The sequence below is a fragment of the Desulfococcus sp. genome (assembly GCF_050178255.1).
Classification (GTDB): Bacteria; Desulfobacterota; Desulfobacteria; order Desulfobacterales; family Desulfococcaceae; genus Desulfococcus; species Desulfococcus multivorans.
In genome coordinates, this window is sequence record NZ_JBFXGG010000095.1 from 1 (window position 1) to 11,735 (window position 11,735).

The following is an 11,735-nucleotide window of genomic DNA, read 5'->3' on the forward strand; positions in this document are numbered from 1 at the left end:
CTGGGCGTATCGGGCCGTCAGAGACGTGCCCGGAGAGTCTCCCTATGCCGTTTACGAGAAACTGCCGAATCCCCAGCATGTCCGGGGAAGCGAGGGGGAATAGGGGATGCGCCGGATTATTTTAGCCCTGTTCTGCGCGCTGGTTGCGGCGGGATGCAACGACTGGCGCATGTGGGAAACACCGGCCGTCAAGCCCCACGAGGCCCCGCTGTTGGTCATGGATGGCCAGACCGTTCCCCTGGCGGATGCCGAGGCCGTTTACCGGCTTACGGACGGCAAGGCGCTCCGTTCCCCTGTTTCGGCTGAGGATCCGGAGGTTCTCGCGGCCGGTGAGGCGGGGTATCAGATCTATTGCGCCCAATGTCACGGTAAGTACCATGACGGCAACGGCACCGTCGGTCAGAGTTTCGAGCCCCTGCCGACCGATTTGAGAAGTGAACGGGTCCAGTCCCAGACGGACGGGGAACTTTTCAAGACCGTCAGCTATGGGCTTGTCGATGGCCGACAGCCTGCTTTGGCCACCACCATCGCCATTCCCGAGCGGTGGCAGATCGTCGCCTACGTCAGATCCCTGGGCGTACGCTGACCGCGGACAAGCCGACAACGTCGGCCGCCCGGAGCGCGTGCGATCTCTGCGGGTTGCCCCTGCGGCAGGGCGCTGTCCGGGCCGAAGTGTCGGGAGCAATGCAATTCTTCTGTTGCGAAGGCTGCCGGCAGGTGTTCCGGATGCTGACGGAGGCCCGAGACGCATCGGACGGCGCCGACCCCATCCCGTTTCAGGAAACCGAACTGTTCAAGGAATGCCGACGGATGGGGATTATCCCCCAGGCCGGGGACGACCCGACGGCAGCCCCGGCGAATGCACCGGAAACGGCGGATACGGCTTCGAAAGGGTCCGAACTGTCCGAAGATGCGGCGGATCTTCTTGGGCTTTCCTTCCGGGTGGAGGGGATGTGGTGCCCCGCCTGCGCCTGGCTCATCGATGAAACCCTCAAGAAACTGCCCGGCGTCATCTCCCCCGCCACCCGCTTTTCCACCGATACCTTCCAGTGCCGATATCACCCCGTACGCACCTCGCCCGACCAGATTCGCCGCCATATCGAGAAACTCGGCTACCGGCCCGTGGACGATCACGAGGGCGGTGCATCGGAACACCGACGGGAAATTTACCGATTTGCCGTATCCGCTGTCTTTTCCGTGAATGTGATGATGCTCTCCTTTGCCCTTTATTCGGGATTTTTCACGGATCTGTCCAAAGACGCCGTAACCTATCTGTCATGGCCTGTTTTCATATTGGCGAGCGTCCCTTTTTTTTACGGGGGCCGGCGTATTCATCAAAAGGCGTGGGCGGGGGTGCGATCGGCCGTTTTCACCATGGAAAGCCTGATCAGTATCGCTTCGGGGAGCGCCTTTGCCTACAGCGTCTATAACCTGATCCAGGGGAGCATCCACCTCTATTTCGACACGGCGTCCATGCTGATCACCCTGACACTTCTGGGCAAGATGCTGGAGCGGAATGCCAGAAACCATGTTTCCAGGGATCTGGCGAATCTGTTCGCACTGAAACCCACAAAGGTGAAGCGGATCTGCGACCTGTATCCCAAGGGGCGGTATGTTTCCGTCGACATGCTCCAGAAGGCGGATATGTTTTTTGTGGAGGCGGGCGACATCGTTCCCGCCGACGGCGTGGTGGTTTCGGGGGAGGGCCTTCTGGATGAAGCCTCCCTGACCGGAGAGGCCGCGCCGATTCGAAAATTGCCGGGACACCACATCCACAGCGGAACTACCGTAGCGCGAGGGGTTTTCAAGGTGAAGACCGAGGCCGTGGGGGAAGATTCGACCATCGGTCGGATTATCCGGATCATCCAGCGCAGCCTCGATGAAAAAACGGCTTTTGAAGGCAAAACCGACCGGCTTCTCTTTGTCTTTGTCCCGCTGATTCTGGGCCTGGCGCTGTCCACCGGTGCCTTCTGGTGGATGCGGGGGGTGGGATTTGAAACCGCCATGGTCCGGGCCATTACGGTAATGGTCATCTCATGTCCCTGTGCGCTGGGGATCGCAATCCCTCTGGCCAGGGTCGCCGGCATCTCCGTTGCCGGCAGAAACGGAATTCTGGTGAAGGAGTTTTCGTGCTTTGAGAAAGCCGGTGGAGTGGACGCCGTGGTGTTCGACAAGACCGGGACCTTGACCGAGGGGCGTTGCGAGCTGCGGGAGGTGGTGTCCTTCGAGCCGTTTCAACGGGCGGATGCTCTCGCCCTGGCGGCCGGGCTGGAGCAGGCGTCCGATCATTACCTGGCGGTGGAGATCCGTCGGAAATGTGCCGAGGAAAGGATCTCAGCCGCGACGGTTTCGGCCCTGAAGGGTCACGACAACGGGGTCTCCGGGATATGGCAAGGCCGGAGGGCGCGAATCGGCGCACTGAATTTCGTGCCCGAGGCCGGGAATCGGGATGACGACCGGCGCCTGCAGGACGACGGTTTGTCGCGGGTGTATCTGGCCTGGGGGGGGCGTCTTGTCGCCGTGTTGCGCTTTGGAGATCGGATCCGCCCCGGGGCGAAGCCGACTGTTCTGGAATTGCAGCGCCGGGGCTTTCGGGTTGCGCTGATCTCGGGGGACGAATCCCGGACAGCCTTGGCCGTCGGCCGTCTCGTCGGCATTCATGAAAGCCTCGGCGGCATGCTGCCCGGCGACAAGGCGGCGTTCATCCGGCAGCTCGAGGCGGAAGGTATGCAACCGGCGATGATCGGCGACGGGATCAACGATGCGCCGGCGCTGGCGGCGGCGTATCTTTCCGTGGCTGTTCATTCCGGTCCTTATCTTGGAAAGGATGTGGCCGACATGACCCTCATGCAAAGCGACCCGCGCCGGATTTTGACCTTTTTTGATCTCGCGGTGAAGGTCAATCGGAAGATTCTCCAGAACCTCATCTGCTCGGGCGTCTATAATGTGCTCAGCATTCCCGTCGCCATGGCGGGCATACTGACGCCGTTGGTGGCGGTAACGGCCATGCTGCTCAGCAGTCTCACGGTTATCGGCAACACGCTTCTTCTGGTGCGGCGGAGGACCTGAGTTTTTTGACCGCAGACGGAAAGCCGCGTCATTCTCAGTCCGTCATCGAGATGTAGCCGTTGTCCATGGCATACTTCACCAGATCCGGCATTTTCTTGATCCTGAGTTTTTTATGAATGTTGGCGCGATGGTGCTGCACCGTCCGCAGGCTGATGTGAAGCAGCTCCGATATATCTTTGCAGGTATATCCTTCGACAACCATTTTGAGGACCTCTTTTTCCCGGACACTCAGCGGCTCGGTGTTGACATCCGGTCCGTTGATGCAGGCGTCGATAAAGGTTTGCGTCAGGCCCCTGGTCATACTGGGGGACAGATAGACCTTTCCCTTGCGGATGGTTTTGATGGCCGTGAAAAGCTCGTCGTCCGTATCTTCCTTCAGCAGATACCCGTCGGCGCCGACGGAAACGGCCTGTAACAGATATTGCCTGGATTTGTGCATGCTGAGGATCAGCACTTTGATATTGGGGTAATTGGCCTTGATTTCGCTGACGGCCTCGATACCCCGGATCCTGGGCATGGAGATATCGACGATCACCATGTCGGGCGTGTTGATTTTCAAGGTTTTCAGCAAGGCCAGGCCGTCTCCGACCTCGTCGATGACCTTCAGTCCGTTTTCGTCCTCGATGATTTTGCGTATGCCCTGGCGCAGGATGACATGGTCATCCGCCAGAATGATGGTGTAAATGTTCATAGAGGTTTTCCAGCCGTTGCAGGGATTCCGACAGTAAGCGGTCGATTGTCCGCCTATCCATTGCCTTGCCGATCGAGACGCAAAAAAAATGCTCGACTGTCGACTTTCGTAAGGTTGATCGGAATGCACGGCGCTTAAGCGGCACTAAAACTCACCGCTGAAGGGGCGCGGACCGTACCCTCCCGGCGCCTCTTTCCGGTCATCATCATGAAAATCAACAGTTGAATGATATTTTATTATAGCCTTTAAGAAGCTATATTAAAAGACTAAAATGAGCAAATTTTCTGAAGATGTCGTAGGAATGGGGCCCGGACGGACTGGTCCGGGCTGAGGACGATTGACGGATGTACCCGACAGGGCGCGGCATCTGGATGCCGGAAAGGCTTACGGATAAACAAAAACGGCGGGCGCGTCGCCTTTCGATCGAGGCCCCTATTCCGGGAATTTGATGGAGATCTTGTTTCCCCCGTCTTTGGGTTTCATCTTGATCTGCAGCTCGATGCTGCTGTCGCGAATTCCCAAAGCCAGGGGTGTCTTGCCCTTACCCTCCTCAAAATGGGTGATGCCTTTGAGGGCCTCAATGATTTTCCCGGCGACGTTGGGTCCGGGGGAAGGCAATTCCCCGGTTCGGTACTCCGCTGTGACCTTGACCGTCCCGTCGTCCTTGACAACCAGCTCGATTTCTTTGGCATTACTATTTACCCCGTGAAGCGCCGCCAGCGAAAGCCACTTCAGTGCCGCTTCATCCTTGTCCGCATCGCGGGGGAGTTCGGACATCTCCTTGAGCGGATCGGTGGTGGCATAACAATCACAGAGTTCCTGAACCTTTAAATGCAAGCTTCCTGAATCTTTCATGACGCATCCCCTTTCATCGAAGGTTGAAGTGAAAAGAATCCCTATTGCATCATCGAAAGGGTAAACATTCTTTTCGGCCAATCAAGCAAAGATTTTGGGAGATACGATTTTAAAGCCGTTACCCTCAATCCGGGTCATGAGATGTGTTTATTGCGTTTTTCCGCCACAGCGGCATTGAATTTCACCGGATCGATGACAAACCGCTCATGCGTGCCCCTGGATATCCGGTCGATGCCGTCAAAGGCTTCGATGGCAAAGGTCAGCTTTTTGCCTTCAACCGCCGTCAGCTTCACCTTGACGGTCACCGTGAATCCCGGCGGCGTGGCGGCGGTGTGGTTGAGCTGAAAGCCGATGCCGACGGTCTGTTCGTCGGGCCAGTCCAGATGCGGTTTGACGGCCTTGATGCAGGCGAATTCGAAAAGGCCGATCATGTACCCCGAGGCAAAAACATTCGGCATGATCTGACCTTCCGGAAATTCGGGAAATAGCCGAGGGACTGTTTTGTCTTCAGGGACCTTGTAATGAAATTCGAATGTCAAACCGGGCTTGAGCGTCTCTTTCATGGCTACCTCCGTCCTGTCGGGTTGATGCCTGACGGCATGCAGCGGCATCGACGACATGGCCGTCTGCGCTGCGATGCGGGTTATCGTTTAAAGGTTTCAACCCCAATGCGCCGGTCATGGGGCTTCGTGGTGCTGAAATGCCGGATGCCGCGATTGTCGACCCATGTGTAGATGGTTTCGGGAAGCGGCTCGATCTGCCGCAAGGGGTCTGGAGTGGCGTCGCCGTCGGCGGTCCATCCGATTTCGGATCGAGACGGCGTATGTTCGGGCGCGTCGGATTTGGGAATGTATTTTTGAAGCTTTTCCAGGGGGAAAAGTTTCGGAGCCGTTTCCGTCATGATGGTTCGGAGTCGTGACGTCGCTTCCCAGGCGACGGAGACCTGCCGGTCCAGATCGACAATAAGTCGATCCAGCTCCGGCGAATATTTTGCCAATCTGTTGTGATGATGAAGATAGACGGCGCTCCCGATGGCGATGGACAACAGGATCAAAATGGTGAAGCGCAGTTTTTTTATCATGATCACGGATCTCTCTTGAAAGAATTTTGTATATAGATTCAGGTTAATTGAGATATACCAGATGTATAGCGTGTGTAAACAACTATTTCCCATGAGGATCCAATCGTTGCCGGCAATGGGCTCCGGTTACGCGCGACGGCTTTTCAAACGGCTGGAAATGATTATCCTTATCCTCATACCCAAACGACGGTTTCGTATCATCATCAGGAGATGACTTCATGGAGAAAGACAGGCACACCCAAGAGACCTCATGCCGACGTGATGCCGGACGATCCTCGAGTTTTCGGGCGCATCTGCCGGAGATCGTCGATCAGATCGTCCGGTCTTGTGAAAACAGGCAATGCTGCCACCACACCGCTTATGAACCGATCCCATCGCGGGAATCGGTGATCGAGATCGTTGAAGGGTTGCGGGACGTGATTTTTCCCGGCTACTTCAATCGAAACCGGATGGATCCCGTCAATCTCAAATACATGCTCGGGCAGTCGGTTTCAGGGCTCTACGATATGCTCGCAGAGCAGATATGCCGGAGCATCCGGCATGACTGCTTCCGGTACGAAAAACCCTGCATGAAATGCGAGGAGCAGGGCCAGGAGATCGCTCTGGCCCTTTTCCGGTCGGTGCCGGACATCCAGGCGATGCTGTCTGCCGATGTGGCGGCGGCTTATGAGGGAGATCCCGCGGCCGCGAGCGAGGACGAAATCATTTTCAGCTACCCGGGGATTTTTGCCATTATGGTCTATCGCGTGGCCCACCGGCTGTTCGAGTTCGAGGTGCCCCTTCTGCCCCGTATCATGACCGAGTATGCCCACAGCATCACCGGAATCGACATCCATCCGGGCGCTGAAATCGGAACGCGATTCGTCATCGATCACGGCACCGGCGTGGTCATTGGCGAGACTACCGTGATCGGGCACAACGTCCGTGTCTACCAGGGCGTGACGCTGGGGGCGCTCTCCCTGCCCAAGGATGCGGGGGAGCGACTTCGGGGAAAGAAGCGGCATCCCACCATCGAAGACGACGTGATCATCTATTCCGGCGCCACCATACTCGGGGGCGATACGGTGATCGGACGTCGCTGCGTGATCGGGGGCAATGTCTGGCTCACGGCGTCGATTCCTCCGGACACCAGGGTGTTGATGGAGCCGCCCAAGCTCGTTTACCGATAGACAATGGAGACAAGATGACGATTTACGGAAATATGCAGGAGACGATCGGGGGAACCCCCCTGGTGAAGCTGAACCGAATAGCCGAAGGCCTTGCCGCCGCGCTTTATGCCAAGCTCGAATTTTTCAATCCGCTGGGGAGCGTAAAGGATCGCATCGCCGCAGCCATGATCGCGGCCGCGGAGTCCCGGGGAGAGATTGGGCGGGACACCCTCATTGTCGAGCCCACCAGCGGCAATACGGGAATCGCTCTGGCATTCATCTGTGCGGCCAAGGGATACCGGCTTTGCCTCACCATGCCTGAAACCATGAGTATCGAGCGCCGAAAGCTGCTGAAGCATCTCGGTGCCGAACTGGTTCTGAGCCCCGGATCGAAAGGGATGAAAGGCGCTATCGAAGCCGCCGGCGAGATCGTTTCCCGGCACGCCGATGCATTTATGCCGGATCAGTTCTCCAATCCCGCCAATCCCGATATTCATCGCAGGACCACCGGGGAGGAGATCTGGCGTGATACCGACGGACGGGTGGATATTGTGGTTTCAGGTGTGGGCACCGGCGGCACCATCACCGGTGTGGCCCAGGCCGTCAAAGCCCGGAAACCGTCATTCCAGGCCGTTGCCGTCGAGCCGGCGGAGTCCCCGGTGCTGTCCGGGGGAACGCCGGGGCCCCACAAAATCCAGGGGATCGGCGCTGGATTTGTCCCCGAGGTGCTGGATCGGGAGATTATCGACGAGGTGATTTCCGTTGAAAGCGATACCGCTATCGAGACCGCCCGGCAGCTGGCAAAAATGGAGGGCATCCTTTGCGGCATTTCGTCGGGGGCTGCGGTGTCGGCTGCGCTTCGGGTGGCCCGTCGGCCCGAATCCGGAGGAAAGGTGATTGTGGTGGTTCTGCCGAGCACCGGGGAACGCTACATCAGTACCGAGCTTTTTCTGGCGTAGGGTTGGCGGTTCGGCAACCCGGCTCGATCCGGGAGAAGGCGGCTACATCCGGATTCCCTGGAATACGAAGATCCCTCCGAACAGGGTGATGAGGATCGCGCCGATACGGTAGATCAAGGCCCTGGAGCGGATCCATCGGACGCTTGTCATCCGGGCGACGATTATCAGCGCGGGGAAGGTTCCCAATCCGAATGCGCACATGGCCGAGGCTCCCGTCAGAAATCCGGCGATGGGGTTGTGGTTTTCCATGGCAAGTCGTGCGGCCGACAACAGGGCGGTGTAGATCGGACCGCAGGGCAGAAGCCCCAACAGGAGACCCAACGGAAAACAGGTTGCGGGCTGTCGGGATGCCCGGATCAGACGCCTGTAGCCCCGGGCGACGAAACCGTCGTCCGAGGCGGTGGTCGGAAAAAGGCGACCCATGGGAAGCCAGCCGGCCATAGCGAGGCCGGTGGCGATAATCATGAGGCCTGTTCCCACCATAACCGCTTTTTGCAGCCCCAGGGTATGGGCGGCAAGGCGGGTCAACGATCCGGAGACCCCGACGATGCCGCCGAGAAGGGTGTAAGTGGTGATGCGGCCGGTGTTGTAGAGCAGATGGCGAAGGAGGTGGTGTTTTCCCGGAGACTGGAGACTCATGGCGACGACAATAGGGCCGCACATGCCGATGCAATGGCCGAATCCCACCGCGAAACCGGTGGAGAGGAAAAACAGCAGGGCTGCCGGCATATCAGTAGCGGACATCGAAAACAAAGACAGTCTCCCCCGTGTCTGGAACCGTCAATACGGCTTTCCATGTGGGAATCCCGCTGGGGCATCGCACGATGACCCCCGTCCCCGACCAGATTCCGGGACGTTCCGGCGTCAGGTGGACTCGGTTGTATCCCATGAACATATCCGGCATATCCAGGTCGATGTAAGGAGGGGCCGACAGTGTCGAACCGTCCGCCGGGTCGACGGCAAGCGTGATGCGGAAGGTCAGATCCCTCATGGCCCGAACCGGTCTGGGCAGGATCTCCAGGGTTGCCGATCCGCTCCCGAGAGGCTGGGTGCACGGGCCGCGCTGGATGTCGCAGTTTTGCATAACGCCCGAGGATGTCCGCGGCGCCTGGTCGGGCCGGAGTGTCGCCAGGTAGACGAAAATCCCCGCGGTTGCAAGACACGCCGATATAATCCGAACGTGATGCATCATTGCCCGTATCCCTTCTTTCCGGAACCCGCCGATCCCTTACCGGCTCCGCAGCGCTTCGTCCGGCGGAAGCGTTGCGGTCCGCCATGCGGGAATGACGGTTGCCAGGGTATAAGGGACGACGCTCATCAGAAACAGGAGAGAGACGTCGCCGGCGTCGATTTTCGGCGGCAGGTCGAACCTCGGGTAGAGGACGGACCATCCCTTGAGGATACCGGCGAAAAGCGGCGCCGACATCTGAAAGGTGTGAAGATAGGCCGACACGATGCCTGCCGTAAAAGCGGTCAACGACATGACGGCGCTCTCCCAGAACTTCATGGAGAGGATATCCGAAGTGTCCCATCCCAACGCTTTCAGGACCCCGATTTCGTATATTTCTTCACCGCTCATGGCCAGCGCCCTGTCTCCGGCGAAGACCAAAAAGGCCAGAAGCGTGCCGAAAAAGAGCACGACGGCGATGCCGCTTCGCCGGTCGAAGGCTGCCTGGTAGGTCTGGAGGAGATCGGTCTTCAATATCGGAACGGTTTCCGGGAGGATATGCGTGATCTTGGCGGCGATGGTCGGCACCTCCCGAATGTTGCGCACCGTAACGACGATGTCCGCGGCAAACCCCGGCGGGAGGCCGGACACGCGTCTGAAGCTCGACTCGGACATGAGGATGAGATCCGATGAGACCAGACCTGTATCCGTTTCCAGGGTGGTGACGACATTCAACAGGATCCCCGATCTGTCATGGGCAGTGAAAAAAAGACGACGCCCCTCGATGGCGTCCCAGGTTCGCATGACGCCTTCACCGACCACGATCTCGTCATCCGCATAGGAAAAATCCGGCGGCACCATGATGGTGTATCGGGATCCGTTGACGGGGTTGACATAGTAGGCCCAAAGACGGGTTCTCGCCGATCGTATACCGCGAATGGCGTGCAGTCGATCGGCATAGTCCACCGGTACGAAGACCTGACGGCCGGCAATGATCCGCTGAATGGTGATGTCCGGTGCGCCGTCGAGCAGTGCGTTGGCCTCATCCTGCAATGCCGCGGCGAAAAAAACGGCTGACGCCGGGATGAAAATCACGATCGTGTAGGTCGCCAGCAGCATCAGGTGCCGTCCTTTCCGCCGGAAAAGGCTTGACAGCGTGTAGTCCATCAAGCGGCGATGTCGCTCAATCCAATGCATTGGCGGGTCGGGATAGCCGGTGAGAGGGCCGGATGAAGATTCCCGAGGGCATGTGCTCCAGGGCCAGGGGATGGTTCTGGAACGGGGCATGACCGTCGGTCACGGCAGGGTTGCGGGTGTAAGGCGCTTCGGTGAAGAGGCAAAGGTCGGTGATCCCGAGATCAGCGACCATGGCCCGACGCAAGGCTCTCGCCCGTTCGACGTTGGCGCGGTGAAATAGCGGGTGGATGCACAGGAGAAAAAACATCACCGCCATGCCGATCACAGTCAGCAGCGCGTAACCGGTAGATCCCCGCATGTTCATTCATCCAGGCGACGGATGATTTCCGGCGTTATTTCGTTGAATTGAAGGATCCTGATCCCCTTGTGATCCTTCATGAAAGTCTCGGCATCAGGACGGTTGGAGAGCGGTATCAACTCTCGCCCCATGGGTCCGTAGACGTCACTGCCCATCACGTAAAAGGCGGCCCCGGCATCGATAAATTTCATGTCGTAGTAGTCGGTGACGTGAATATCCCGGATGTCGGCGACCTTCTGCCGCGAATTGTAGGTTTCGATATCGAAAAGATACTTGAAGAGATCCTTGGCGCCGTCAAAATAGTGCCGCCGGCCGTCCTTGAAAGTGATTACCCCGATCCAGTCGGGATATTTGCCGACGAACATGCCGCAGACCGGGCATTTTTCTTCAGGGCTGGGTTTGGGGGGCGACGCCGCCGGGGCTTCATGCATGACAGCCGTTTTCTTCCGTTTTTCCCTGGCCGCCCTGGAATCGGCGTACATATCCTCATAGGCGGTCTTCACGGCGGTTTCGAAATCCGCTGTTGTTCCGCCGTGCGTACCGATGAACGCTTCCGCGCGCGACCGGTCCTTGAAAGCCCATTTCCCCCGGTGGGTCATAACGCCTATCCTGGCGCCGCCGATGACCCATACCGCGGCTTCCGCGTCGATCAACTCCCGGGTGTCGTAATCGCCGACTTGAATCCTGATCGGTGCTTTGTCGAGATGGATGGCCATGGCGATGGCGGCGCAGTGCAGGGAGCAGTAGCCCGATTCCGAGGCATCGTCATAAGTCACCAGGATTCTGGCGAAGGCGAATTGTTTCCGGTCCATATCACAAAGAGGGCACCTGGGGTATTTCTCGGTATCCGCAAGGTCGGTAACCACGGATGCAAAGGCGGTGACATGGGCGATCAGCAGGAGTGCCGCGAATATCGAAAGAGAGCGGTATTTCATTTTGCCCCCCCAACGGTATGAAGGTTCGTTATGATGAATTTGAGAAAATTTGCGTAAATTTTACCACGGAAAGGGGATAGGGTCAATAAAACTCTGTGAGGCACATAAGGCTTGAATTAAGTTTATATCTTTGACATATTGAGCGCCTTCATATGCTTGAACTCCCGGAGGTTTCAAGGTTCCAAACCCGAAGCCTGCCGGGCGGGACGGCAATCATGCCGTAATCGAAAGATGGAAGAGATGTCCTTGAATTTACCTACATGGTCGGAAGAAAAGAAGCGAAAAGAACAACTGGATGATGTCGTATTTCTGAAACGGCAGGCACGGTTCGGTT

At 58.0% G+C, this 11,735-nt stretch carries 13 protein-coding genes; 4 read left to right on the top strand and 9 right to left on the bottom strand.

Annotated features, from left to right (window positions below):
• Positions 1–106 precede the first annotated feature (106 nt).
• Both AB7S84_RS13780 and AB7S84_RS13785 read left to right on the top strand, forming a co-directional pair.
• Positions 107–586 (top strand): c-type cytochrome, encoded by a 480-nt coding sequence (locus AB7S84_RS13780; RefSeq protein ID WP_428155084.1) that lies wholly within the window; start codon positions 107–109, stop codon positions 584–586.
• Between the two features lie 140 nt (positions 587–726).
• Entirely contained in the window at positions 727–3,069 is a 2,343-nt protein-coding gene (locus AB7S84_RS13785) for a heavy metal translocating P-type ATPase (protein WP_428155086.1), read from the top strand.
• 34 nt (positions 3,070–3,103) lie between these two features.
• Here AB7S84_RS13785 and AB7S84_RS13790 read toward each other — a convergent pair whose 3' ends face one another.
• The 4 genes from AB7S84_RS13790 to AB7S84_RS13805 all read right to left on the bottom strand — a co-directional run bounded on the left by AB7S84_RS13790 (position 3,104) and on the right by AB7S84_RS13805 (position 5,696).
• Positions 3,104–3,760 (bottom strand): response regulator, encoded by a 657-nt coding sequence (locus AB7S84_RS13790; protein WP_020876038.1) that lies wholly within the window; start codon positions 3,758–3,760, stop codon positions 3,104–3,106.
• A gap of 432 nt (positions 3,761–4,192) precedes the next feature.
• Positions 4,193–4,615 carry a hypothetical protein gene (locus AB7S84_RS13795; protein WP_020875769.1) on the bottom strand — a complete coding sequence of 141 codons (423 nt, stop codon included), beginning with the start codon at positions 4,613–4,615 and terminating at the stop codon, positions 4,193–4,195.
• A 134-nt stretch (positions 4,616–4,749) separates the two neighbouring features.
• Positions 4,750–5,178, bottom strand: a complete 429-nt coding sequence (locus AB7S84_RS13800; protein ID WP_020875770.1) for a thioesterase family protein — start codon at positions 5,176–5,178, stop codon at positions 4,750–4,752.
• 80 nt (positions 5,179–5,258) lie between these two features.
• Positions 5,259–5,696: a hypothetical protein gene (locus AB7S84_RS13805; protein WP_020875771.1), complete on the bottom strand. Its 438-nt coding sequence runs from the start codon at positions 5,694–5,696 to the stop codon at positions 5,259–5,261.
• A gap of 218 nt (positions 5,697–5,914) precedes the next feature.
• Between AB7S84_RS13805 and epsC the strand changes: the two genes are divergently transcribed.
• Both epsC and cysK read left to right on the top strand, forming a co-directional pair.
• Positions 5,915–6,865, top strand: a complete 951-nt coding sequence (epsC, locus tag AB7S84_RS13810) for a serine O-acetyltransferase EpsC (RefSeq protein WP_020875772.1) — start codon at positions 5,915–5,917, stop codon at positions 6,863–6,865.
• A gap of 14 nt (positions 6,866–6,879) precedes the next feature.
• Positions 6,880–7,803: a cysteine synthase A gene (cysK, locus tag AB7S84_RS13815; RefSeq protein WP_428155091.1), complete on the top strand. Its 924-nt coding sequence runs from the start codon at positions 6,880–6,882 to the stop codon at positions 7,801–7,803.
• A gap of 42 nt (positions 7,804–7,845) precedes the next feature.
• Here cysK and AB7S84_RS13820 read toward each other — a convergent pair whose 3' ends face one another.
• The 5 genes from AB7S84_RS13820 to AB7S84_RS13840 are packed head-to-tail and all read right to left on the bottom strand — an operon-like array spanning position 7,846 to position 11,401.
• Positions 7,846–8,547, bottom strand: a complete 702-nt coding sequence (locus AB7S84_RS13820; RefSeq protein WP_078081283.1) for a sulfite exporter TauE/SafE family protein — start codon at positions 8,545–8,547, stop codon at positions 7,846–7,848.
• Positions 8,534–8,995, bottom strand: coding sequence for a hypothetical protein (locus AB7S84_RS13825; protein WP_020875775.1), 462 nt, complete (start codon positions 8,993–8,995; stop codon positions 8,534–8,536). Before AB7S84_RS13825 ends, AB7S84_RS13820 begins: the two co-directional genes overlap by 14 nt.
• A gap of 36 nt (positions 8,996–9,031) precedes the next feature.
• Positions 9,032–10,168 carry an ABC transporter permease gene (locus AB7S84_RS13830; protein WP_040414404.1) on the bottom strand — a complete coding sequence of 379 codons (1,137 nt, stop codon included), beginning with the start codon at positions 10,166–10,168 and terminating at the stop codon, positions 9,032–9,034.
• Positions 10,155–10,466: a hypothetical protein gene (locus AB7S84_RS13835; protein WP_052018511.1), complete on the bottom strand. Its 312-nt coding sequence runs from the start codon at positions 10,464–10,466 to the stop codon at positions 10,155–10,157. The genes AB7S84_RS13830 and AB7S84_RS13835 overlap by 14 nt, the downstream gene beginning before the upstream one ends.
• Positions 10,467–10,468: 2 nt before the next feature.
• Positions 10,469–11,401 (bottom strand): nitrous oxide reductase accessory protein NosL, encoded by a 933-nt coding sequence (locus tag AB7S84_RS13840; RefSeq protein WP_428155095.1) that lies wholly within the window; start codon positions 11,399–11,401, stop codon positions 10,469–10,471.
• Positions 11,402–11,735: the final 334 nt, after the last annotated feature.